The sequence below is a fragment of the Nostoc sp. DedVER02 genome (genome assembly GCF_034530675.2).
In the GTDB taxonomy this organism is placed as follows: domain Bacteria; phylum Cyanobacteriota; class Cyanobacteriia; order Cyanobacteriales; family Nostocaceae; genus Nostoc.
Genome location: NZ_JAVRCP020000047.1, coordinates 1 through 24,215 on the forward strand (window position 1 = coordinate 1; position 24,215 = coordinate 24,215).

Sequence of the window (24,215 nt, forward strand, 5' to 3'; positions counted from 1 at the left end):
TATCTTCCAAATCTGAAGGAAACTTGTAAGTCCAAGGAACCTCTGTTCCTTCAGTAGCTTGCTCTTTCAAGAAACGTACAAAGAGTGGTAACGCTACAACATCCACTGTTTTTACTGTCTTTGTAGACATAGAGTTTCCTTTAAAGTAAATTGCTTTTTCAAGTAAAAACATATCATTAATTCAATATATTTTCAAGGTCAGTTAAGATAGTTAAGAAGTAATTGTTCTAAGTTAGTTGGGAGTTAGTTAGGAAAGTTAAGAAAGTTAAGAAATTATTGTTTAATAATTATGAAGTTAAGTAATCAAGATCAAACTATAGTAATTTTATTTGATTATTGAACAAGTAGGGGTGGGTTCGCTGAGATCGTCATTAGTAATTAATAATATTTTTAACCCCGCTCCTACTCTTACCTGTTTTATTTGCTGTTAACTTCTTTCATACATAATTATGTTTAATAATAAACCAGATTTCTATTACACACCAGTCATATCATGTCCGCCAAATTACCCATAATAAAAGAACCCCACCCCGCCAAAGCTGTGCTTTGTCTCCCCTCCCGAAAAGTTGAGAGGGTTTGAGGGTGGGGTTCTTCGGGTTTAATAAGTAATCAAGCGGACATAATATCATAAGTCATTAGTGAACAACAAAAATCCAAATTTTTAAAAAATTTGGGGTTCTGAACAAGGACAATTTTTACAAATCAAAATAGAAAACTATTCTTTCATAGGCGAGAATTCAACAAACTAAACAAATTGTCTAACTGCTAAACTCTCAGCCATTTCAATACACTTGATCTCTTGTCATAGCGGTACGTCAAACCATCCCTAGTAGTAATAGAATCTCCTTTGCTTGCCTTACTTCTAATAGTGCTAATGGAATAGTTAGTTAATTCACTTATTTCCTTATGAGAAAGCTTTTCACTTGTAATTGTTTCTGTCAATATTTGAGATTGATTTTGTGACTCATTATTAGGCGTGCTTTGAATATTTATTGCTTTTTGATTTCTATAATCCTGCACAGTCACAAGTTGCCAACTGGAATCTTGTGCAAGTTCCAAAACCCATTGATGATAATCAAACAGGCTTTCCCGATGCCCAACACTGATAAATGTTGTTTTCGTTGATTGTAACTGTTGATATAACCTTCCTTCATTTTTTAAATCTAAAGCACTCGTTGCTTCATCTAATATAGTAAAGCTAGGATGAGTAACTAACAGTCGTGCAAAAGCCAAGCGTTGTTGTTCTCCTATCGATAATATATTCTCCCAAGGAACTTCTGTATCGAAGCCATCGACTCGATCTAGCAAGTTTTGTAGGTTGACTTGTTGCAAAACTTCTTTTAGTTCTGCGTCGGTCATTTGACGACTGGTATTAGGATAGAGCAATTGTTCGCGCAAAGTTCCCAAAATTATATATGGGCGTTGGGGTAAAAATAATACTTCTTTTAGAGGAGGACGCACTAGACGACCAGTTCCCGCATTCCACAAACCAGCGATCGCTCTCAATAAAGAACTTTTACCTCGACCACTAGGGCCGACAATCAATAAACCTTCTCCTGGTTGAACAGACAAAGATAAATCTTCAACGATTACCTGTTCATAGTTAGGCGTTTGTAAGGTGACATTTTCAAAAGCAAGATGATTTTCTTCTATTATTTTAATAGTACTGACATTTTCGGGTTGCTTAGTTACTTCTTTTAAAGCATCTGAAAACTCAGATAAACGCTCAACATAGCTAGAAAATCTTCCCGAAGTTCCAAATTCACTAATTAAATCTGCCATAGCGTTAGCAAACAAACCAGTAGCTAAACTGGCTTGACCAACTTGCCCAAAATCAATTTCACCATTAATATATAATGGCCCAAGTACTAGAAACGGAAATATTTGGATAATAGCCTGATATCCTCTGTTAAAAATTTCCTTACCTCTTTCCCAGTTAATCTTGCGTTCAATATTTTTTAGGAGATTATTGAATCGGCGCTGAATTATATTTGATTCTTGATTTTCTCCCTGAAAAAAAGCTATCGATTCAGCGTGATTACGAACATGAGTTAGGGAATAATTATATTCAGCTTTAAGTTCAAGTTCCTCTTGATTAATCTTATTCAATTCTTGAGTTAAATAAATAGCAATCAAATTTCCTATGATCGTATAAACAAGCATAACAATAGCGATCTGTTGGGAAATTGACCAAACAATTATTAAAAAAGCCGTCATTTCCAGCACTTTTTCTAAAAAAGTAGCTGAAAAAGAGAGAGCATTACTGGTAACGGGTTCAATTTCTTGAGCTATACGTTGATCTGGGTTATCAACATCAGATTTAAAATTTATTCGATAATAAGCACGCTTACTCAAATATTTTGATAATGTGCGATTATTTAGCCATTTGTACCAATCAAGAGCAATTTTTTTTCTGACAAATTTAGAAAATCCTACCAAGAAGGTTACAAAGATCAGACTAACGCCGTAAATTGACAATGTTTGAGTAAATTTAGTAATATCTTTCTCTTCAATAATGACATTGACTAAATAGTTACTAATGAAGGTATTGAAGGCAGCTACGCCCACGAGCGCGATTATTAATAAGATCAAGAGAATGAGCATCCCCCATGCGCGAATCACATCTGAAAATACTCTCTCTCCTGGCTCTGTTGGATACCAATAAGGCCCTGCGATCGCTCTAACATTCTCCCAAAATCGATTAAAAGCGGACAATGGAGAAGTAGTATCTTTTAAGGTTTGATTGCGAAGAACTTGAGCTTGCATATTTTATAATAAGTACGTCGGAAATTTTCTATGACTCTATAACTGAAGTAAAGGCAAATATAGGCGGAAAAATTGACTAAATAAGCTTTTTAGCTATTGCTTTTTTAGAAATCATTCTTACTTATCTAGTTTGCTTTTAGTTAACTAAAAAATAAGAGTTTGAGTAATACATCCTCTCAGAACTTAGAGGATATCTGCGGCGGGTCTAGCCAACGCAACTTCATCAATCACATCAGGTAGTTCATCTTCCACAAATCGTAGGCGAGGGTAGAAGTAGGTAATACAAGTTGCTGAAATAGTCAACATTCCCATGATGACGCACAGAAGTCCCATACCCCTACCTGTGCCGACACCAATAATTTGTCCGATACTACCTGCCAACAAACCATCAGTAGCCATTAAGGGTTCAAACACCTTTTCTACCAAAGGGCCTATCGTAATATAGCCTAGAGGCAAACCTACAGCTTCGATCGCTCCTTTAATAGAAAAAACTCTACCTTGCACTAATGGTTCAACTTTCGACTGAAAAATAGCTTGTGTTGAACTAGCAATTATTGGTCTGATCAAAAAGAATAAGAACATACCGACAATGAAAACATAAATAGAAGCTTGCAAACCGGCAACAAGAAGAAACACACCCGTGAGCAACATACAGCTATATATCGTATTCATATTACGCTCTAGACCTCCCCAGATACCAATCAGTAAACCTCCTGCTAAAATAGCAACGCCAAAGAGTGAAAGAATAGTCCCTAAAACTGTTACGGGAGCAAAAGATAACACCAGAGGTATAGTGATAACCTGAACACATCCTACAAGAAAAAGGCTATAAGCTGAAATGATTAATACTCCTAGTAGTCCTGGTCGAGCCAATAAATAGGTTAATCCATAAGTTGTTTCTTTGAGAAAAGAACTTTCCTCAATTGCAACAGCAGGAGTGCTGGATTTAGGAAACTGAACCAGCAACAAAAGAGTAATACTCAAAAATACGGTAGTTAAATGCAGCACGATAATTCCTTGCAGAGAAATCATCCCTAACAAAATACCTCCTAAAGGTGGTGCGACAAGCCGCGCCGTACCGTTCATGAAACTCAGCATTCCATTCGCACGACCAAGGTGCTGTTTTGGTACTAATAGGGTTATGGAAGCGATGAAAGCGGGTATCTGAAAAGCCATGAAGATAGCACTGAAGGTATTGGCTAAGTAAATGTGCCACACTTCCAATCGACCGATGATAAATAAAGCACCGATCGCCACTGTTGCTAAAGTTGCAAATAAATCGCTGAAAATCATTGTCCATCTACGATCCCACCGATCTACTAATAACCCAGCTAAAGGTGCAAGTAAGATCAAAGGTAAAGTATTAGAAAGGGTAATCAGAGCAAATTGGGTGACAGAACCTGTCTGTTTGTAAACCCAAACATCCAAAGCAAATGCAGTGATGCTGCTACCAATACATGCAATTAGCTGTCCCACCCAAACAATGATAAACAGTTTCATCTCACGGAAAATAGTCAGTGGGGTTTTTTCTATACTTGCTAACACGATGAACTCCTAAATGTATGCATATTCAAACTTTTCATATTGCTTGATATTGCTGCAATAGCTTTTGCGCTTGATGATCCCAATCAAACTTTTCAACTGCTTGTTGCTGTCCAAGTTCTCCCATTGCAATTCTGAGATTGTCATCTAAAAGCAGCCGCAGCATTGCGTCGGCTAAAGCATCCGAATTCCCGCGTTCGACCAATAACCCTGTTTTCCCATCTTCTATCAGTTCAGGGAAAGCACCCCCACGGGTAGCAATAACAGGTAATCTCATTGACATTGCTTCGATAATTGGCATTCCAAATGCCTCGTTCCAAACAGATGGAAAAATAAATATATCTGCTTGCTGATAATATTCAAATAGCTCGAAATGGGGAACTTTGCCTAGAAAAAAAACCGAACTAATTGCGTTAGAAGCAATTCGCTTTTGCAATTGCTCCCGATAGCTACCTTGGTAATAAGGATGAAGATTCTGAATTTGTGGGTCTTTTCTATCAAGTGTGTACCACGGTACTAATGCGGTTTCTGAACCGACAAGTTTTAACTGTACTTGTGGATAATGGGATACTACTTTATTAAAGGCATCAATTAAAACGTGTATACCCTTCTCTGGTGAAATTCTACCCACAAAAAGGATTTGTTGAATATCTTTTTTCTTAGCTTCTTTATTGTGATGATTAGGGACGGCGAAGTGACGAGTATCTGCACCGTTATATAAAGTTTGGCTGTTAACGTGAGGCAAGTATTTCCGAACCTGATTTTTTAGATAATCGCTGCATCCAATTACTAAATCGACTGATTTAAGGTGCTTTTTAACCATTATTGGATCGAACAATGGAAGAAAATCACTATGTATATGTAAAACAATTTTTGCTTGGGGGTTATAGGCACGCATGAGGGGAACAAATTGAAAAACAATGTTCATGTGAATTACATCACATTGCTGTGCTTGGATATCCTTGGCGACTTGTCGATAAAATTCGCAGAAAAATAATTTAGAGGCATAGAAAGGTCGTTGAGGATGAGATATGTTCCAGATATCAAGAAAGTTCAGTGGTTCTAATATTTTATCAACCCATGATTCGGGAATACGGCGATAGGTAATGCCATCTTCGTGATATTCTAATTCTTGATAGTGACCTTTTGAGCCATAGAATAAAACTTCATGTCCCGCACGAGCCAAACGCAGTGCTAATGCATAAGATACTAAGCGGATTCCTCCTGTTTTAGGGGGTTCGGCTAGGGTGACGGGATAATCGAAGAAGGCGATTTTCATAATTAATTAGATGTTTTTTTTGGGTAAAAGCTAAATAAAATAAGTTATTAGTTGGGTGTTTAAAATTAAGAGGATGTTTTAAAAGTCATCTGGTCGGTAGCAAAACGTTTTAGATCCCCCTAAATCCCCCTTAAAAAGGGGGACTTTGATCCCCCCTAACCCCCCTTTTCTAAGGGGGGTTAGGGGGGATCAACAAGTGCCTAAAATTACAGTCAACCACTTTTAAAACATCCTTTAAGATTGTTATCAATAAAAAGCGTAAATAAAATAGCAAAAGGTTTTTGTCTAGTTAATAAAAAAGTTAAATACTTATGTTTTACTGTGCAAAAATATTTGAAGATGAGTAAAGCTACTTTGTAAGTTTTAAATTAAGAAATTGCTGATGAAAACTATTTGTTTACCATCCGGTCGATTGATGCCAGTATTGGGAATGGGGACTGCGGGACTGGGTGAAGCGATCGCGCAGCGTGAAAGTGAGATTGCTGCTTTGCGTCGCGGAATCGATTTAGGGATGACGTTGATTGATACGGCAGAGATTTACGGTGAGGGTAGGGCGGAAACGTTAATTGGTGAAGCGATCGCTAATTGTCGTTCATCAGTCTTTCTGGTTAGTAAGGTTGCACCTCGCAATGCGATTGGGCAAGGGGCGATCGCAGCTTGCGAGAATAGTTTACGGCGCTTGCAGACCGATTTTATCGACCTTTATTTGTTGCATTGGCGGGGGCCTGTACAGTTATCAGAAACTTTGGCAGCATTTGAGACATTGAAACAATCCGGCAAAATTCGAGATTATGGGGTTGGCAATTTTGATATTGAGGATATGGAAGAAGTCAGTGCTTTACCTGGAGGTGAAGCCATTGCGACAAATCAAATCCCCTACAATTTGCAGCATCGCAATAGTGAATGGAAGTTGTTATCCTGGTGTCGGCAAAGAGAAATCCCGATTATGGCACATTCGCCTTTGCTACAAGGTGAACTACTCAAACATCCCAAATTGCAATCAATTGCCCAACAGCGCGGGGTAACAGTTGCACAAGTGGCGATCGCTTGGTTGTTGCATCAAGAGGCGATCGTCTTTCCCAAAGCCAGCAGTATCACCCACGTTGAACAGAATCGTGCTGCCCTCGATTTGCAGTTAACAAAAGAAGAATTGAGTGCTTTGGACGTTGCCTTTCCCCCACCATCTGCACCTATTGCCCTCCTTGAAAATTGGTAATTCCCATTCCCCATTCCCCATTCCCCATTCCCCATTCCCTTTCATTTAGAACCATTAAATCTTTTTGCCAAATCTTCAGTTTTCTGTTTGTAATATTCTTTTGTCAGAATTGGGGGGTATTTAGGAGATTCACCTGTATCTAAGCAATTTTCAATACAGGCAATTTCTGTATCATCGCCAGGGGAGAGAAAGAAAGCTAAGGAGTATCTTTCTGGAAGACTACGGGCATTGGCTGGCATTAGTACCCGATGTTTGGTAGCAGGAAGTTTATCGTTTGTCCATCGTTGCATGACATCTGCAATAAAGACTATCGGTGTGTTAGGAAGTGGGGGTGCAGCAATCCATTCTCCGGCATTGGTGCAAACCTCTAGTCCGCCATTTTCATCCTGAAAGAGTAAGGAAAGACTGCCCCAATCTGTATGTTCCTCGAAGCGGGCTTCTCCGGGTTGGGGAGGTTCGGATACTTCATAGTAGCGATGCAACAGCCCATAGTCGGCTTGTTGAGGATGGCGATCGCTAAAGTAAGATTCTGGTAAGTTTAGGGCAATGGCGATCGCTTTGAGAATACGATTACCAGCATCATGACAAGCTGTGAATAATTGCTGCACAGCATCACGAAAAGCGGGATGCTGTCCCAGATGTTGATGAACCTGTTGCGCCACAGGAGAATCTGTATCGATTTGTTCTGTTAAAACAGCTTCGCCGAACACAAAGGCTTCCCGAAAGTCACCGTTATATTTAGTGTAAAAGTATCCAAGCGCCGCGCCGTCTTTCCAAGCTAGTTGTCTTTTTTCTGCCTCTGGTAGTGCAAAGAAGCTATTAGCATTACCAAAGGCTTGGTCAATTGCATTTTGGGGAACGCAATTTTTCAGGTAAAAGCAGCCAACTTCTTGAATAGCTTGTAAGACTTGATCGGCAGTAAACTGATGGAAATCAAGGATGGGAATTTGTGTGGAAGTGGTAGTTTGTTGTTCGAGTTCTTTAATTAAATTCATACATTAAAAGTCGATAGAGTAAATTGATTAAGTTTGTAGTAAGGACTTTAGTCCTTATATTTAAGCGATAAATCGCTCACTACGAACCTCAAAAATTCAAAAAGAATCATTAGTGGTACGACCATATTTTTTTGCTCGATCGTTGGTTCTTTTGAGGAGATGATCGCCTACAAATGTTGGAGGATATTTAGGAGATTCATCGTTTTTTAAGAAACTTTCTAGACAAGTAACTTCTACTTCGTAATTAGGAATCACAAAAAAGCTAAATGAGTACCTTTCTTTTACTTTCTGGAAATCAGTTGGTACGGAAACGCGATGAGGTGTAGCACAAAATTTATCGTTTGTCCATCGTGACATCATATCTGCCGCCATCACCAAAACGGTATTAGGAACTGATGAGGTGGTAATCCACTCTCCTTTAGGTGTGTATACTTCTAATCCTCCTCCTTGATCCTGAAATAGTAAGGTGATGCTGCCCAAATCAGTATGTTCAAAAAAGCGAGTTTGTCCTACTTTTGGCGCTTGAGAGATGTTGGGATAGTAATTGAAAACTCCGGCGTGGTTTTGCTGAGAATGTAAATCGGTAAAGTAGGAATTTGGTAGTTGCAGGGCGATCGCCAATGCTTCTAGGATATTCAAAGCACATTCTTGGCTAGCTTGAAAGAATTGCTGCAAAACTTGACGAAATTCCGGCGGATTTTCTGGCCATTGATTAGGGACATCCAATGACTCTGTATAATCATCAGCCCCGGATTTGTTGGGGTCAAATTCATTAGCAAAACTAAAAGACTCATGTAATTGTCCTGGTTGATCGCCAATGAACATTTTCTCAAAAGGTATGTAACCCCGACTTCGCCCGGTTACTGCTGAGGCTACTTTCTCTTTTTCTGCTAATGGCAGTGTAAAAAATCTCTCGGCTTGGGTAAAGGCTTGATCGATTAAAGTTTGGGAAACTCCATTTTTTAAATAGAAGCAGCCCATTTCTTCAATAGCACAAGAAATTTGGTTAGCAACTGCTGCTTTGGTATTGCTGTCACCCACAATAAAAGGGTGAAAGTCAATAATGGGTATCTGTGATGCAACAGTTGTTTGCTTTGCTAGTTCATTGATTGAGGTCATAGTTAAAACATTCCTAAAAAACTGATTTTTTCTTGGTAATTGATAGTATTTATCTAAAAATAGAATTCTCTGCCTGATTCATAAATTATTCTTCACGCATTAAATCACAAGTGCTACATAGTGGGATCGAATTAAATTCATATTCATGTATTCTACCAAGATAATCTTTAACAGAACCCACAATACCTGTTCCATTTACATCTATACAACAGGTGTTGATACTTCCATTCCACAAAACCACAACTCGCTTTTTAGTTTCAAAAATGCACGGCTTTTGCTTTTCTATCGTACTAGTTAAACTTCGGCGTGATGTAGTTTTAGAAGTAACTTGTCCAGCCCAATCATGCTTTTCCTGCTGATGAGGATTATAGGTATAGACGATAGACAAAGGAATAGATTTTTCCTGAAACATTTGTTGAATGCGCTCTTTCTGCCCAATCAGATGTTCCGAGAGATAAATATCGTGTATTCCTAATTCAGACAAGCGCCATGCCATTGCCTCATCAAGGAGTATACCGTTGGTGATAAAATTGCACTCAATTCCTTTGGTTTTAGCATAGGTGATAAAGTCTAATAATTCTGGATGAAGTAGAGGTTCTCCAAAATTGTTAAGAAACAAATCTTTTTGTCCACATTGAATTGCTAATTCAACAACATCTACAAATGTAGAAAAAGACATATTTCCTTTCGTTCTACCTTGAGATGGGTGAGGACAGTAAGAACAGGTTAGATTACAAAAATTTGAGATTTCAACTTGATAGATATACATAGTTTTGAACCCATAAAATATTAACAACTATTCAATACAATCATTCACAGGACTTACGCAAAATTATGAAAAAACGAACCGCGAAGGACGCGAAGGGAAGAGGGTTTCAGAGAGTTCTTGCGTAAGTCCTAATTCATTTGTGCGTGGAGTGCATGAGTTTAGTAACATTTGTGGTATACGGCGCGATCGCCACCTGCAACAAAAGTGTCAATGCAGTCTTTCCCACGAGAAACCGCCGTCGGTGCAGAAGTACAGTAACCACCAAGATGCCGCCAATCACTCCAGACTGAACCATCCCAACTCTTGCGGTACATTGCACCATCACAGCCAACAGTAAAGATATCTAGCCGATTTTCCGCCACAGAAGTGGCAGCGACACCATACTGGCAATACCCTCCAAGGCTTTTCCAACCACTCCAGGTTGAGCCATTCCAGTGCTTATGATAAATCGCAGCATCTCCGCCTAAAACGAAGGTATCAATGCAATCCATCCCGTGAGAAACCGCAGCCGGTGCAGAAACACAGTACCCTCCAAGATTATTCCAATCATCCCAGGCTGAACCATTCCAACGTTTGTGGTACATTGCGCCATCAATCCCGATGGCAAAAATATCTAGCAAATTCTCACCACCAGAAGCGGCGGCGATTCCATAGTGGGAATATCCGCCAAGGTTTTCCCAACGACTCCATTTTGAACCATCCCACCATGTCCGGTAGGTGGCGCGATCGCTACCCAAAACAAAGGTGTCAATACGATTCAACCCCCAAGAAACCGCAGCTGGCGAAGAAATACAATATCCTCCAAGTCTTTCCCAATCGCTCCAAGTTGAGCCATCCCACCACTTATGCCATAAAGGGCCAATACTCGCTGTAAGTAAAACATCCAGCCGATTCTCTGACCAAGAAGTGGCTGTAACACCATACTGGCAATATCCATCTAAATATTCCCCATCAGTAGAAAATATTGGCATATCTTCTTTAGAGGCGGGACTCATCGCCGGAAATGGCATACCCCGATCCTGAGAAATCACTGCTGTAGTTGGAAAACTGGTTGTCATTGGCCTCTTCTCTTCCTTTGCGTTCTTTGCGTTCTTGGCGGTTCGTTAAAAAAACTGACTTTGACAAAGAGTTAAGCCTTAACTGACCCTTATTGCATAAAACTTGTGGTAGACTGCGCGATCGCTACCCAACACAAAAGTATCAACACGCTTTGGCGCAGAAGCAACCGCAGCCGGCGCAGCAATAGAGTAACCGCCCAGATTATTCCACCCAACCCAATTAGAACCATCCCAACACTTCTGGTACACAGCACCGTTACGAGCAATGATATAAATATCTAGGCGATTTTCCATTCCCGAAGCAGCCGCCACACCATACTGGGAATAGCCACCAAGTTTTTCCCAACCACTCCAGCTTGAGCCATCCCAATACTTTTGATAGATGGCGCGATCGCTACCCAAGGCAAAGGTGTCAATCCGGTTTAAGCCCCAAGAAACCGCAGCTGGTGTTGAAATACAGTAGCCCCCCAGCCTTTCCCAATCACCCCAGATTGAGCCATCCCAACACTTTTGGTATACGGCTCCATCCCAGTTGACGATAAACAGATCCAGCCGATCTCCCCAAGAAGCAGCCGCGACACCGTACTGAGAATATCCGCCAAGATTTAGCCAATCGCTCCAGGTTGAACCATCCCAGCTTTTATGATACACAGAGCGATCGCCTCCAATCACAAAGGTATCAATCCGATTCTCTCCTCTGGCGATCGCAGATGGTGCAGAAACACAGTAGCCTCCCAGCCTTTCCCAATCACTCCAGACTGAGCCATGCCACTTTTTGTAGTACATAGCGCTATCTTTGCCAATGCTAAAGACATCCAGCCGATTTTCTGCCCCAGAAGTAGCAGCGACACCGTACTGAGAATATCCGCCAAGATTTTCGCCATCCATCGCAAAGGATGGCATATCTCCTAACGAAGCAGCCCCCATCATCGGGTATGGGGTTGGTGGAGGATAGGGCATACGTACAAAAGCGTCTTGAATTTCCATTTCAAGCGGTGGCATCTCGTTAGATATTTCCTCTGTGGTTGTTTGGCTCATTGTCATTTAATTACGAATTACGAATTATCTAAAGTCTTTAAAATTACTTTTGCAGCTAGTTTATGTCCCGCAGGATTCCAATGACCATCGATATCAAAGTAAAGCTTTTCTTGCTGACTATTTTTCCTAAAATCATCAGTTAGATTGACACAAGTTACATTTTGTAATTTTGCAATATCACATAAACGCTGATAGCCAATCTCTTCATTTTTGAGCAAATCTACATTCTCAGGAAATAACTGGACGTAATCGTTGATATAAGCTGATTCTTTTGAAGGTACGAGAAAAACAAAAAGCTTAACTCGATTTGCTTGGGTCAAACGAATGATTCGTGATAATGCCGCTTCTACTTTGATAACTCCATCAGATGTCAAATAATCGCTATCTACACCTACTCCTGACTCAGGTGCTGCCAGCGATAAATTAAATAGAGTCAAACCATTTTTTGCTTCTTTAGAAATAGAATTTCCAGCTTTTACTGGCAAGTTTTTTTTGTTATTTTTCCAGACAAACTGATACAAAAACGTTTTTTCATACCAAGGCGAAAAACTTCTTTCTTTAAGCGTATTATATATCTTTTGACCAATATCCGATGAATAATTAGTTAAATCATTAGCAACTATAGATAAGATGACTGTTTGAGGTTTATATTTGGCGATCCATTCATTAAATAATGTTTCATATTGAGCAAAAGAATAACCGGGAACACCTAAATTAATTGCTGGCTGCTGCAACTCTGATTCTACAAGTCTGGGAAATATGTTTTCTTCACTAACCCATTGACCCCATGTAAATGAATCTCCAATAAAATACAAGTTAGATTTTGTGTAATCTCTCCCTATATTGCGAAATCCATAACTATCTGTATTAGCAACTTCTGTCACTTTTGCTTCTTGCCAAACAGTTTTGAAGTCTTTCAGGTTTGATTTAGGTTTGTAACCTAATTGAGCATCCGGTTGAATAAATTGATAAAAAATTTGCGCCTTGGACTTTTGTGGGGCAGCAACTCCAGTAGTAATGGCAAAAGTTTCGATGATTAACAGCCCAACTATAACTCCAGCCAGCATGAGCAATAAATTTTGTAGCCAAGGCTTTATTTTTCGCATCAATTCCTACTCTTACAATTACGAATTACGAATTACGAATTACGAATTGTTGACACAGTGTTTTAGCAACAATCTCCCCTGCTAACTGATGTCCCAAAGCATTCCAATGTCCTTCACAGCGAAAAGTATTATCAAACCCATGTAAGCAGACATTATTCTGCTCGGCATAAGCCTGAAAAGATTCTCCTAGATTAATAGTAGTAAAACCTTCACGTTCTCCTAATGCTGCAATCCGCTTTTCTGGATAAAACCAATCTGTTAACCCTGACACTTCCTGATGATGACGCACGACAGAATCGGGATTAACTTGCAAGGGAGTTGTTAGCGTTACTACAGCAAAGTTCGCTTTTTTAGTAATTGTTTCATTATGTATTAAACTAATTAGTTTTTCTGTTTGTTGCCATGCTTGTTGCCATTCAGGATCGGTTGCAGTGTTGTATACAAGCCATTCTGTTTGCTTTAAGAAATTCTGCCATTCAGGGTCAGTATAGGGAGAAAGTGTTGCAGGTTGTGTTGCTAACTGGGAGTCTTGTTTTTTCTGATCTTGGTGAGGAAGTGGTAAAGCGTATTTTGCTTGTTTTAAAAGCTGTAAAATCCGTAAATTATCTTGAACTTGGAGATAAGCCTGATGCCACCATGACTTTTGTGAACGATAAATATCCATATTTACAAACGAGTCATCAAGCACCCAATTATCATCTCGATCAAGAAAATAGGGTTTCATCAGGGCGCTATTATCCATAGCAGTCTGACTCACCATTTTTTCGGTGAGACTGCGGGAGTTGTTGATGACATCGTTACCTGGATAAAAATTCAGAAGTACGAGGTCTGGTGAATAGTTCCAGACCTTTTGTTGCAAGGCGATCAGTTCTTGATCGGTTCCATAACCATTTACTCCGAAGTTCATCACTTCTACGTCACGACCTGCTAGGGTGGGACAATTTTTCAGTTCGCGTTCAATGACTGCTGCGATTCCTTGTGGTTGTGGCAGTTGGCGTGCTTCTGTAAAAGAATCTCCCAGCAAGGCAATACGGATAGTATTCTCTGGCTTAACCTGGGAATGTTCTCGATCGCGAAAGCCCTCACTGTTGTATTGGATATAGGCTTCCCCTTCGTCATGCACCCACCCAGCCGCATAAGGTCGTCCTGCCCAACCTCTATGTTCATCGAAGGTATAAAATGTCTTGTATTCAACGCCAGCAATGCGTAAGCCAATTTCTACAACTGCCAGCCCTAAGACAATTCCACCTAGCAATAAAGCTAGAGTCAGCATCACCGCTACCCACCGCTTTAATGATAATGACGATGTTACCACCTCACATTCCTCAAAATAGTGTGTAAATAAATGGTGCAAGTACTGATGACTGGGCGAACACGATCAAGATACCTAAGAGTAATAGTGTGACGATGAGTGGTAGCAAGAAGAATTTGCGGCGTTCTTTCAGCAATCCCCATAAATCTTTCAGCAAGTCTTGTGTTGTTTCAAGCATTAGAATGGTTTCTCCATTTTGTTTATAGGTTTAACTTGATTGATAATGCGATAAGTTTTTACGTCAGCATCTAGCTTTCTGGCCATCGCATCATGATGAAACACGCCTCGCATTACTAGACCAATTGGCGTGATTAAGGTATAGAAAATAATACTGAGAATTATCCGCGTATTAATCCAACCTAAAACCAGTCCAATTCTCATCCAAATTTGGTAAAGACCGTTGAGTGTGGCGGGGGCAATCAGCGCCCAAACCCAAAGTACGGCTGCGATCGCCCAAGGTAAAACAGGTAAAGGTTCATGGTGTATCAAGGGCAACACACTACCGAATAATCCTGCGGCGATCGCACCGCCAAGCAGTCCAAAATCTCGTAGTCCTTTGCGATCGAGTTGTTGTATTTCGTTCATCGGCGTTAATCTAATTCAAATTCTGTTTTCCAAGACTCATCTTTTTGTATCTGGGGTTGGTTCGATTTGGTGAGGAGAAAGTTCTCCAATACCAAGTAATCCATCTCGGTTCTCATAAAACAGCGATAGGCATCTTCTGGGGTACACACAATTGGTTCACCCCGGACATTAAATGATGTGTTTACCAAAACTGCACAGCCCGTTTTTGCCTGAAAATGTCGCAGCAGTTCATAGTATCGAGGATTGGTTTGTTGATGAACCGTTTGAATCCTCGCGGAGTAATCTACATGAGTGATGGCGGGAATTTGCGATCGCTTCACGTTTAACTTATCAATGCCAAACAACTCCTCCTGTTCTGGTGTCATAGAAATCCGCAGTTCGCTGTTGATTGGTGCAACCAAAAGCATATAAGGGCTGGGACGGTCAAGCTCAAAGTAGTTAGAAACCTGTTCTGCTAAAACAGAAGGAGCAAAGGGACGGAAGGATTCACGGTATTTAATTTTCAGGTTCATCACCGATTGCATCTTAGAACTGCGAGGATCGCCGATAATCGAACGACCACCTAACGCCCGTGGCCCAAACTCCATCCTGCCAGAGAACCAACCCACAACATTCCCTTGCTCTAAAATTTCGGCAAGTTCAGGCATGAGTTTGTCATCTTCTAGGTATTGGTAAGGTGCATTCACAGACTGGAGATAGTCTCGAATCTCTGTTTCCCCAAAGCAAGGGCCTAGATAGCCGCCCCGCATGGCATCCCCATCGTGAGGAATGCGCGGCTTTTCATGATACTGATGCCAAATAGCTAATGCTGCCCCAACTGCTCCCCCTGCATCCCCGGCTGCTGGTTGAATCCAAATATCTCGAAAATCTGTTTCTCGCAAAATGCGTCCATTGGCGACGCAATTCAAGGCGACTCCACCGGCTAAACAAAGATAGTCTGTGTTCAGTTCCTTCTTAACCGTTCTTGCCAAACGCAAAACGACTTCCTCGGTAACGTGTTGGATAGAACAAGCTATATCCATTTCTCGCTGGGTGAGTTTTCCCTCGCTTTGGCGTGGCGAACCACCAAACAATTCATGAAATTTCGGGGTAGTCATGGTCAACCCCGTGGCGTAGTTGAAGTAGTCCATATTCAACCGAAATGTGCCATCTTCTTTAAGATCCAAAAGATGGTTGAGGATATGGTCTACATATTTGGGTTCACCGTAGGGCGCTAAACCCATGAGTTTGTATTCCCCAGAGTTGACCTTAAAACCCGTGTAATAGGTGAAGGCAGAATAAAGCAACCCCAAAGAGTGGGGAAAATCAATTTCCCATTGGGGAGTTAGTTGATGATCTTCTCCTAACCAAACCGAGGTAGTTGCCCATTCTCCAACTCCATCAAGGCACAGCACCGCCGCCCGCTCGAAAGGACTGGGGAAAAAAGCAGAAGCGGCGTGTGCTTGGTGATGTTCAGTAAATAAAAGTTGGGGCAATTGTGCTTTTTTGCAATTTCCGAGGGTCGCCAGTTCTTTTTTTAACAGCGTTTTGAGGTAAAGCTTTTCCTTTAACCAAACAGGCATTGCTGCAATAAAGGAACCTAATCCCTTGGGCGCGTAGGCGAGATAGGTTTCTAAGAGTCGCTCAAATTTGACCAATGGCTTATCGTAAAAAACGATTTGGTCTACTTCTGATAGTCTAATACCTGCTTGTTTAAGACAATAGGCGATCGCACCTTTGGGAAATCTCGCATCATGTTTTTTGCGGGAAAAACGCTCCTCTTGTGCGGCGGCAACAATATCACCATCCACAACTAAGGCGGCGGCACTATCGTGATAATAAGCTGAAATTCCCAGAATATACATTTTTTTATATAAAACTCCTATTTTTATTTATTCCCTATTCCCTAACTCTATATCACTCAATTTCCATAGACCCAAACTCTTTTGTGGATAGTCTTTTCTTTCCGTTGTTTCTTCATCAATAATTTCCAGAAAATCGGGAAAATTGTAAGGAGGTAATTGTAAATCGATTGCTCGCCAATCACCCGTCACAATATCTTTATTTTCCGGTATACCCGGATAAATTGTAGTTAAAAGATATGTAGAATTGCTTTTTTTGAAATTTTTAATTACAGCGATCGCATCTTTAAATGAGAGATGTACTAGACAATCTCTACAGAAAATTAAATCGACTTGTGGCAGTGGATCTGTTGCTAAATCGAGATTAATAAATTCTCGGACTTCGTTACCATAACTACCTTGATTTGTAGTAATTAAGTCGGCAACAATATCACATCCAATGTATTTTTGTATATTAAGTTTTGCTTCTTTTAGCCAATAAAAATCCCCACAAGGCGCATCAAGCATTGTTTTGATATTCAGCTTATCCAGAAAAATTGGTAGTTTTTTGATGATTACCGATGTTTGTTGAAGAGTAGAACCTCTTCCAGAAATAGATTCCTGACCATCCCAACGATTACGAAAATATATATCACTAAAAACTTCTTTTCTGCTTTTACCTCTATAAGATAAAAGCATCAATTCATATTGGAGATTAAACGAGAGATATTTGAAGAAAGATTTGATGGGATGTAAAATGGTATTCTTACTCATATTTTTAAGAAGAAAACTGCTAAAGTTAACTAAAACTGAAAGTAGACAAAGGGTTGAGGATTGATTGCTGCAAACCGAAGTATTATTGAAACTAACATTCCATAAAAAACTGCAAAACTCCATTTAGGAATTTTCTGCCACCAGTCCGCGAACCAATCTTTATAAGCTGCCCAGTGCATAATAACTAAAGGAATAAAAACCCATGCAACTTGAATATTTAGGTTTTCTGAACCAGGAGAATTAAAGAATAAAAAGCTTTTTTCAACTTGCACAGCACTGATAATATTGTTACTCCGAAAGAAGATTGCAGACGCACAAAACCAGTAAAACGTGAGGGGGATACCTAAGATATTTCTAAGTGTCTGGAATCGCTTATAAGGAGCAATCCAGGATGACCATTCTTTGTGAACAATTAAAGCAATGCCATTTAATCCCCCCCAAACGACAAAATGCCAAGCTGCACCATGCCAGAATCCAGAGGTAAGCATCAAAATCAGAAGATTTCTAGAACTAAAGATTTTTGTGCGTTCTTCTTTTGGCCGCATTTTCATCAAAGGGCTATAAATATAGTCTCGCAGCCAGGTGAAAAGCGTAATGTGCCAACGTTGCCACAACTGAGTGATATTGGTAGAAAAGTAAGGAAAATTAAAGTTTAGGGGTAGCTTATAGCCAAGTAAACCTGCACAGGCGATCGCCATATCAGAATAGCCAGAAAAGTCGCAGTATATTTGTATAGCGAAAGAAATCACAGCAATCCAGCAACTCAAGGCGGTATACACTTCTGGATTCGTGAAATACTGGTCTACTAAGGGAGAAAGATTATCCGAAATGCAAGCTTTCTTGAAATATCCCACCAGAAAAAGCGTTAAGCATCCCTGAAAATCAACCTTGTTTAAAGTTTTTGGAGTTAGTAGTTGAGGCAAAAAAGTAGATGCGCGGACAATGGGGCCTGCAACTAATTGAGGGAAAAAAGATACAAATAGAGAAAAATCCCAAAAACTTCTAATAGGTTTGACTTTACCTAGATACGCATCAATTGAATAGCTCAGAGTTTGAAATGTGTAAAAACTAATTCCTGCTGGCAGAATAATTTTAAGGGTGTTAATACTAACAGGCAACCCCAAAAAATTTAATAAGTTTGAGGCAGAGTCAGCAAAGAAGTTATAGTACTTAAAAAATCCTAATAAACCTAAATTTACAACTAAACTGAGTGCCAACCATCCTTGGCGCTGCTGCTGATTTATTGGTTTATTCAGCACTGCATCCCAAGAAAATCTGTGTGGTACTGCCTCGCTTGTTTGAATTTCTTGCCCTACTATTGAACTATCAGACTGTGGTCTAGACAGCATCAAACCGACAAAGTAATCAACAACTGTCGAAAGTAAAAGCAAAGAAAGAAAGCGCCAATCCCAAGCACCATAAAAAATATAACTACAGACTAGCAACCATGATTTACGATGATTGTGTTTCTGTAAAGTCCAGTAGACACAGAAAATAATAATAAAGAAAAATAGAAAACGAAATTCTGTAAAAACCATGTTTATTCTCAGGTGTGAATTAACTAAAACAGAGGCTAAAGATTAAAAAATATTCTATTTTCACGTTTGGTTGTGGTATTTTCCTGTGGTTAGCTGACTTCTAGATAGAAGGGATTGATTATATGGATCGTTTGGAGATGAATTCAGATATTTAGAAAACTCTGCTGCCAAAACGCGGGTGAATTCTTGAGCGCCTTCTTGATTTAAATGCCTCGCATCAGCCCGGCGATCGACTTCATATAACGTGGTGAAAGTATTAGGCTTATTAAAAGCAAATAAAGTTGGGATATATCCTACATTGTAAGCTGTTGTAATAGCAGAATTGTTAAAATCAGTATTGAGAACTGGAGGAATAAAGAAAATGGGTTTAACTTTAATTTGACCAGTTTTCTCTTGGCTTTCAACTCTAGAAGCTATATTTTGAATGATTTTAATTATATAGGAATTAAGTGGATATGTAGATATATTTCCTCTAACAAAAACTCCTGATTTTGATTGCTTTAATTGTTGTTCATAACTTTCCAAGTAATTTGATATAAAAATTTCTCTCCGTTTCTCACTATTTTCCAACCAGTCCATTGCATAATATCCAGCTTCTTGTATTAATTTTTCAGCAGATATTCCTTTTGGTAATACTTCAGATTGTTGCTGCCAAAGAGTAGAAAAATAACCAATACCTAGCCATCGATATAGAAAGCTTACTGAATTTGCGTAAAAACCGCTAATCTTCTCTTTTAAAGTAGACGTTGATTCAGAAATTAGTTGAAAATTTTCTATCGTTTTAACAGGAGTATGCCAGTAAACATTTTTAGCCGCAGTCGGTGCTTCCTCCATAAAAAAGTCAACTAAACAGTCTAAAAATATCCATTTTAAATTTGCTGGCTTTAAAGCTAAAATCTTTTGCAAATAAAAATCCATCTCAACTGCATTGGCTGCCATGATTCCAAAGTTGAAAGACTTAATACTCTTACCATTAGATGTCATTGTTTCATCAAAGACTTTGGGGATAACTCCTTGATATGTAGTACTAGGCCCTAAAAAAATCACATCATAATCATTTTTGTGTTCAGCAAAATATTGGAACTTAGTACTGATGTCACCAAGATTTTGAGGAGTAACAGAAGAGGGTAAAACGGTATTAATTAATCCAGAGGTCGAAATCAAACCAAGCAGAAAAATTATGCTATAAAAAAACATAATTACTGGTTTTGGTACTACTTTTTTCAGAATATCTATATTCATTGTCAGTTTTTGAAGAATAAATTATTTTAATTCACGTAAGGCGGAGAGAGAAGGAAGTTTACTTTTTAGAAGAAGTTAAAATTGATGTATTATTATTATTTCTTTGGATGTAAAATTCGCTTGTGAGAATGGGTGGATATTTTGCAGTTTCATTTGCACCTAAACAACTTTCAGGACAGGCGATTTCGGCATCGTTATTAGGAGACGCAAAAAATGCAAATGAGTATCTTGGTTGAATAGATTGGGATGCAAATGGTATTGCAACTTGGTGTTTTGTGGCATAAACTTTATCGTTCGTCCATCGTTGCAAAATTTCTCCTGCCATGACCACAACCGTAACAGGAATCAAAGGAACTGGAACTCGCTCTCCAGTTTTTGTGCAAATTTCTAAACCTTCTACTTCATGCTGAAACACATAAGTAATAGTATTTCCATCTGTATGTTCTCCCAGGCGAATATTTTGGGCTTTTGGAAGTTCAGATGCACTAGGATAGTGATGCAGTCCCATAGCATGATTTTGCTCAGAATGTAACTCGACAAAATAGGACTCTGGCAGTTTCAAAGCAATAGCTAAGGCTTCAAGAACTTTCAGCGTACTTGCGTGACAAGCTGCGAAGAATTGCAACATCGCTTCTTGAAACTCTGTTTGACTTTGTATCCATTGGTTCGGTTGGTGAAAAGGATGATCTAGCTGATCTAATTCCTCTGGATTCATTTCTCTACCAAAGTAAAATTGTTCGCTGAGTATGCTTGACTTCCCCACAGGGATATATCCTCGGTGACAGTTTTCTGTTAAAGCTATCTGTTTCTTCTCTTCTAACGGCAGTGCAAAAAAACGCTTGGCTTGAGCAAATGCTTGAGCAATCAAAGTCGTGGAAATATCGTGATTTTTCAGGTAGAAACATCCCATTTCCTGTAAAGCACTGGCGATTTGATTGGCAATTAATTCTTTAGCAACTCTGTCACCAACTAAAAATAGATGTAAGTCAATAACAGGAATATTTGTTGAAATAATAGGCTCTTTTGAAAGTTCGTTAATTGATAGCATCGTTAAAAATCAGTGAAGTTAATTCAAGTTTGTAGTATGCGCTTTAGCGCTAAAGCGCATACTACAAACAAAAAGGTCTATTTTTTTTCCGATGTATAGCTTCCTGTAGCGACTTGATTGATATATTCATGGGTACGAATTGGTGGATAATTGGGAGTTGCGTTTGCCTTGACGCAATTTTCTAAGCAAGTAATTTCGGCATCGTAATCGGGAGACTCAAAATAGATAATCGAGTACCTGGGATTACTAGGAAATTTGGAAGGTAGAGGAACTCGATGTTTGGTGGCGGGAAACTTATCGTTTGTCCAGCGCTGCATTAAATCTGCAAGGATAACTAGCACTTTTCCAGGGACGAAGGGGGCTGCAATCCATTCTCCAGCATCGTTGCAAACCTCTAGCCCAGCCGTCTCATCTTGAAATATTAAGGTGATACTGCCGTAATCTGTATGTTCAGCAAACCGCGTCTCGCCGGGGGAGGGGGGTTGCTGTAAAGATGGATAGTGATTTATGGAGGTGTTGAAGTTGCGTTCTAGATGGAAATCGGTAAAGTAGGACTCTGGTAGTTTTAAGGCGATCGCCAACGCTTGTAAAATACTAAAAGACGCATCACGACAAGTTGTAAAAAATTCTAATAGCAGTTGACGAAACTCTATTTGGTCTTCAGGCCATTGATTCGGTTCACCAAACTGCTGGGGAGTTACACCTGCTTCTGCTGGCGCAACGTCTAAACCAAAATTGAATGCTTCCAGCAATACCCTCTCTTTACCACGAACAACATAGCCGCGACTAGTTCCTGGAGCAAGTTTGACTTGATTTTTTTGTTCTTGTGGTAAGGCGAAAAAACTTTGCGCTTGAGCAAAAACTTGATCAACTAAGGTCTGAGGTACACAATTTTCGAGGTAAAAACATCCAATTTCTTGAATAGCACACGAGATTTGATTGGCAACTGTTTCTTTAGCCGCAATATCACCAACCATAAATGGATGGAAATCAATTACAGGAATCGTCGTAGAAACAATTAATTCGGGTTCACGTTCTTTGATTGGGTTCATCGGTTAAAAATTCCTCTTTGTAATTCGTAATTTTGAAAGTTAGATTTAATTTGCTTTTCTAAGTACGGCTTTGCGTAAAATCGTAATGTTTTGAAACGCAGAGGGTCGCAAAGTAGCACAGAGGTTTGAAGAATTTGCTCCAAATTTGTTAATTATTGATAGGATTACTTTTCAGTTCATAAATATTCCAAAAGGTTCCTTGTAAAGCAGAGTGTTTTACTCCCTGAATCCGATTTCGTATAGACACCATTGATAAAGAATTCACTAGATAAATAAACGGTAAATATTCCTGGCTCAACCTTTGAGTTTCTGCATAAATTTGTTTTCGTTGTGCTTCATTTGCAGCTGCACCTTGAATGTAGAGATCATCAATCTTTTGTTCCCAATCTGCTACCTGCTGTTTAGTAATCGGTATTTGTCCGGCTTGGGGTTGGCGGTTAAAAAAATGCCAATTTCCTTTAGTAGACCAAATATTTATTGCTTCGTTGGGTTCTACCGTCATTGGGAAACCATCAATAATTTGACAATCCCAATCCAGACGATTTGCTAATTTGTCTACAACTAATCCCACTCCAATCAAATTCAAATCTACCTGAATTCCTATCTGGCTCAAATCGTCTTGAATTAAAGGAGCCATGTTTTGCAACACCTTATTACCAACATTAGCAGTGAGCGTAAACCTGACTCGATTCCCATTGCTATCGAATAACTCACCTTGATTGTTGTATCGAAAACCTGCTTTGAGAAGTAATGCTTTTGCCTTCTCTTGGTTATAGTTGTAGACTGGTAAACCTGCTTGCTGAGAAAGATAGTAAGGACTTTGCACTGCAATAGGTGAATTTTGTAGCGCTCCTACGCCTGCAAATAGGTTGTTAACCATACGCGGACGATTGATGCTATAAGCAACGGCTTGGCGGAATGCTACTGTGTTGAACCAGTGAGATTTAATCGGATTAACTAAAGGCTGACCATTTCTAAGCCCTGTATTTAAATTAAACATCATCGCTGTGGTTCCTGTTTGAGAACCACCGTTATAAATTGTAAATTCTCCCCTTTTTTCTTCTCGTTTCAATAATGAAAAATAGTTAGGATTTACGTCAATAAAATCAAGTCCTCCAGAACGAAATTGAATTAATGCTGTATCGTTATTACTAACTGTATTTAGAACAATGCGATCGATATAGGGTTGAGTATGATTTTGAGAATCTTTACGCCAGTAATAGGGATTTTTGCGAAAAGTTATTCGCTCACCTGAAATGTATGATTCTAATTTATAAGCACCGTTACTAACAATTTGATTGGGTGGAGTATCTGTTCCCCAAGTAGAGAGAAATAGCGGTCTACCTGCGGAATCTTTTGTGGTGATGCTGGAGCGCAGAATGTGAGCAGGTAAAATTTCTAGTTTTGTTGTGCGAAGAAAGGGAGCAAAAGGTTCTGGAAGGGTAAATTCAACGCGCCAATCATTTAATTTCTTCACTGTAGGAAAACTGCGAGTTTTGCCTATTTGCAAAAAATCTTTGGCATAAGAAGGAATAGCAGGATTCGTGTAAATATCTTTGTAAGTAAACACCACATCATCAGCAGTTAGCGGTTTACCATCTGACCATTTCAGTCCTTTTCTCAGTGTAAAAATAATGCGCTTTTGGTCTTCAGAAGTTTCCCACGATCGCGCTAATGCTGGTTTAATTTCTCCTCGACCATTTTCACGAATCAGCCCTTCATAGAGGAAAGTCAAAATTCCTACTCCCTGCTCCATCAACTGAGGGTTAAAGGTGTTGGGTTCGGCAGAACTACTAAGAATGATTTGAGATCCAGCTATTGCTTTGTTGATCAAGCTAGTTTGGACGCAACTAACTAGGACAAACGCCAGGATAAATCCTAGTAGAACTGGCGATTGCCGACGGCGCATAGCAGTAAGTGTGATCAATCTTCGCATAGCTGTACTCTCGGAAACTT

General features: G+C 39.5%; 20 protein-coding genes. 1 reads left to right on the top strand and 19 read right to left on the bottom strand.

Annotated features, from left to right (window positions below; translation table 11 throughout):
• Window positions 1–765 precede the first annotated feature (765 nt).
• The 3 genes from RMZ41_RS28220 to RMZ41_RS28230 form a co-directional block, all read right to left on the bottom strand.
• Window positions 766–2,766 carry an ABC transporter ATP-binding protein/permease gene (locus tag RMZ41_RS28220; RefSeq protein WP_322640817.1) on the bottom strand — a complete coding sequence of 667 codons (2,001 nt, stop codon included), beginning with the start codon at window positions 2,764–2,766 and terminating at the stop codon, window positions 766–768.
• 183 nt (window positions 2,767–2,949) lie between these two features.
• Window positions 2,950–4,311, bottom strand: coding sequence for an MFS transporter (locus RMZ41_RS28225; protein WP_322640818.1), 1,362 nt, complete (start codon window positions 4,309–4,311; stop codon window positions 2,950–2,952).
• A gap of 34 nt (window positions 4,312–4,345) precedes the next feature.
• Window positions 4,346–5,587: a glycosyltransferase family 4 protein gene (locus tag RMZ41_RS28230; protein WP_322640819.1), complete on the bottom strand. Its 1,242-nt coding sequence runs from the start codon at window positions 5,585–5,587 to the stop codon at window positions 4,346–4,348.
• A 382-nt stretch (window positions 5,588–5,969) separates the two neighbouring features.
• Here RMZ41_RS28230 and RMZ41_RS28235 point away from each other — a divergent pair, with 382 nt between their 5' ends.
• On the top strand, window positions 5,970–6,803 hold the full coding sequence (locus RMZ41_RS28235) for an aldo/keto reductase (RefSeq protein WP_322640820.1): 834 nt from the start codon (window positions 5,970–5,972) through the stop codon (window positions 6,801–6,803).
• A 41-nt stretch (window positions 6,804–6,844) separates the two neighbouring features.
• Here the strand turns inward: RMZ41_RS28235 and RMZ41_RS28240 are convergent, their stop codons facing one another.
• From RMZ41_RS28240 to RMZ41_RS28315, 16 genes are all read right to left on the bottom strand, one after another.
• Complete coding sequence (locus RMZ41_RS28240) at window positions 6,845–7,798, bottom strand: isopenicillin N synthase family dioxygenase (protein WP_322640821.1); 954 nt, start codon at window positions 7,796–7,798, stop codon at window positions 6,845–6,847.
• A 96-nt stretch (window positions 7,799–7,894) separates the two neighbouring features.
• Entirely contained in the window at window positions 7,895–8,917 is a 1,023-nt protein-coding gene (locus tag RMZ41_RS28245) for an isopenicillin N synthase family dioxygenase (protein WP_322640822.1), read from the bottom strand.
• 85 nt (window positions 8,918–9,002) lie between these two features.
• Complete coding sequence (locus tag RMZ41_RS28250; RefSeq protein WP_322640823.1) at window positions 9,003–9,686, bottom strand: radical SAM protein; 684 nt, start codon at window positions 9,684–9,686, stop codon at window positions 9,003–9,005.
• Between the two features lie 158 nt (window positions 9,687–9,844).
• Window positions 9,845–10,744 carry a hypothetical protein gene (locus RMZ41_RS28255; RefSeq protein ID WP_322640824.1) on the bottom strand — a complete coding sequence of 300 codons (900 nt, stop codon included), beginning with the start codon at window positions 10,742–10,744 and terminating at the stop codon, window positions 9,845–9,847.
• Window positions 10,745–10,822: 78 nt separating this feature from the next.
• Window positions 10,823–11,782 (bottom strand): hypothetical protein, encoded by a 960-nt coding sequence (locus RMZ41_RS28260; protein WP_322640825.1) that lies wholly within the window; start codon window positions 11,780–11,782, stop codon window positions 10,823–10,825.
• Window positions 11,783–11,799: 17 nt separating this feature from the next.
• Window positions 11,800–12,888: an SGNH/GDSL hydrolase family protein gene (locus tag RMZ41_RS28265; protein ID WP_322640826.1), complete on the bottom strand. Its 1,089-nt coding sequence runs from the start codon at window positions 12,886–12,888 to the stop codon at window positions 11,800–11,802.
• A gap of 25 nt (window positions 12,889–12,913) precedes the next feature.
• Window positions 12,914–14,203 carry an SGNH/GDSL hydrolase family protein gene (locus tag RMZ41_RS28270; RefSeq protein WP_322640827.1) on the bottom strand — a complete coding sequence of 430 codons (1,290 nt, stop codon included), beginning with the start codon at window positions 14,201–14,203 and terminating at the stop codon, window positions 12,914–12,916.
• A 10-nt stretch (window positions 14,204–14,213) separates the two neighbouring features.
• Complete coding sequence (locus tag RMZ41_RS28275) at window positions 14,214–14,378, bottom strand: DUF5989 family protein (RefSeq protein WP_190233927.1); 165 nt, start codon at window positions 14,376–14,378, stop codon at window positions 14,214–14,216.
• A complete protein-coding gene (locus RMZ41_RS28280; protein WP_322640828.1) occupies window positions 14,378–14,785 on the bottom strand; it encodes an SxtJ family membrane protein in 408 nt (135 codons plus the stop codon). The genes RMZ41_RS28275 and RMZ41_RS28280 overlap by 1 nt, the downstream gene beginning before the upstream one ends.
• A 5-nt stretch (window positions 14,786–14,790) precedes the next feature.
• Entirely contained in the window at window positions 14,791–16,629 is a 1,839-nt protein-coding gene (locus RMZ41_RS28285) for a carbamoyltransferase (protein ID WP_322640829.1), read from the bottom strand.
• Between the two features lie 27 nt (window positions 16,630–16,656).
• On the bottom strand, window positions 16,657–17,379 hold the full coding sequence (locus RMZ41_RS28290; RefSeq protein WP_322640830.1) for a class I SAM-dependent methyltransferase: 723 nt from the start codon (window positions 17,377–17,379) through the stop codon (window positions 16,657–16,659).
• 29 nt (window positions 17,380–17,408) lie between these two features.
• Window positions 17,409–18,917 carry an MBOAT family O-acyltransferase gene (locus RMZ41_RS28295; protein ID WP_322640831.1) on the bottom strand — a complete coding sequence of 503 codons (1,509 nt, stop codon included), beginning with the start codon at window positions 18,915–18,917 and terminating at the stop codon, window positions 17,409–17,411.
• 60 nt (window positions 18,918–18,977) lie between these two features.
• A complete protein-coding gene (locus tag RMZ41_RS28300; protein WP_322640832.1) occupies window positions 18,978–20,159 on the bottom strand; it encodes a hypothetical protein in 1,182 nt (393 codons plus the stop codon).
• A 58-nt stretch (window positions 20,160–20,217) separates the two neighbouring features.
• Window positions 20,218–21,207 carry an isopenicillin N synthase family dioxygenase gene (locus tag RMZ41_RS28305; RefSeq protein WP_322640833.1) on the bottom strand — a complete coding sequence of 330 codons (990 nt, stop codon included), beginning with the start codon at window positions 21,205–21,207 and terminating at the stop codon, window positions 20,218–20,220.
• 77 nt (window positions 21,208–21,284) lie between these two features.
• Window positions 21,285–22,259 (bottom strand): isopenicillin N synthase family dioxygenase, encoded by a 975-nt coding sequence (locus tag RMZ41_RS28310; RefSeq protein ID WP_322640834.1) that lies wholly within the window; start codon window positions 22,257–22,259, stop codon window positions 21,285–21,287.
• Between the two features lie 148 nt (window positions 22,260–22,407).
• Window positions 22,408–24,195: an ABC transporter substrate-binding protein gene (locus RMZ41_RS28315; RefSeq protein WP_322640836.1), complete on the bottom strand. Its 1,788-nt coding sequence runs from the start codon at window positions 24,193–24,195 to the stop codon at window positions 22,408–22,410.
• Between the last annotated feature and the right edge of the window lie 20 nt (window positions 24,196–24,215).

Coding starts and splice junctions, on each gene's coding strand:
- RMZ41_RS28220 (WP_322640817.1), bottom strand. CDS start 2,766: ATGCAAGCTCAAGTTCTTCGCAATCAAACCTTAAAAGATACTACTTCT.
- RMZ41_RS28230 (WP_322640819.1), bottom strand. CDS start 5,587: ATGAAAATCGCCTTCTTCGATTATCCCGTCACCCTAGCCGAACCCCCT.
- RMZ41_RS28235 (WP_322640820.1), top strand. CDS start 5,970: ATGAAAACTATTTGTTTACCATCCGGTCGATTGATGCCAGTATTGGGA.
- RMZ41_RS28240 (WP_322640821.1), bottom strand. CDS start 7,798: ATGAATTTAATTAAAGAACTCGAACAACAAACTACCACTTCCACACAA.
- RMZ41_RS28245 (WP_322640822.1), bottom strand. CDS start 8,917: ATGACCTCAATCAATGAACTAGCAAAGCAAACAACTGTTGCATCACAG.
- RMZ41_RS28250 (WP_322640823.1), bottom strand. CDS start 9,686: ATGTATATCTATCAAGTTGAAATCTCAAATTTTTGTAATCTAACCTGT.
- RMZ41_RS28255 (WP_322640824.1), bottom strand. CDS start 10,744: ATGACAACCAGTTTTCCAACTACAGCAGTGATTTCTCAGGATCGGGGT.
- RMZ41_RS28260 (WP_322640825.1), bottom strand. CDS start 11,782: ATGAGCCAAACAACCACAGAGGAAATATCTAACGAGATGCCACCGCTT.
- RMZ41_RS28265 (WP_322640826.1), bottom strand. CDS start 12,888: ATGCGAAAAATAAAGCCTTGGCTACAAAATTTATTGCTCATGCTGGCT.
- RMZ41_RS28275 (WP_190233927.1), bottom strand. CDS start 14,378: ATGCTTGAAACAACACAAGACTTGCTGAAAGATTTATGGGGATTGCTG.
- RMZ41_RS28280 (WP_322640828.1), bottom strand. CDS start 14,785: ATGAACGAAATACAACAACTCGATCGCAAAGGACTACGAGATTTTGGA.
- RMZ41_RS28285 (WP_322640829.1), bottom strand. CDS start 16,629: ATGTATATTCTGGGAATTTCAGCTTATTATCACGATAGTGCCGCCGCC.
- RMZ41_RS28290 (WP_322640830.1), bottom strand. CDS start 17,379: ATGAGTAAGAATACCATTTTACATCCCATCAAATCTTTCTTCAAATAT.
- RMZ41_RS28295 (WP_322640831.1), bottom strand. CDS start 18,917: ATGGTTTTTACAGAATTTCGTTTTCTATTTTTCTTTATTATTATTTTC.
- RMZ41_RS28300 (WP_322640832.1), bottom strand. CDS start 20,159: ATGAATATAGATATTCTGAAAAAAGTAGTACCAAAACCAGTAATTATG.
- RMZ41_RS28305 (WP_322640833.1), bottom strand. CDS start 21,207: ATGCTATCAATTAACGAACTTTCAAAAGAGCCTATTATTTCAACAAAT.
- RMZ41_RS28310 (WP_322640834.1), bottom strand. CDS start 22,259: ATGAACCCAATCAAAGAACGTGAACCCGAATTAATTGTTTCTACGACG.
- RMZ41_RS28315 (WP_322640836.1), bottom strand. CDS start 24,195: ATGCGAAGATTGATCACACTTACTGCTATGCGCCGTCGGCAATCGCCA.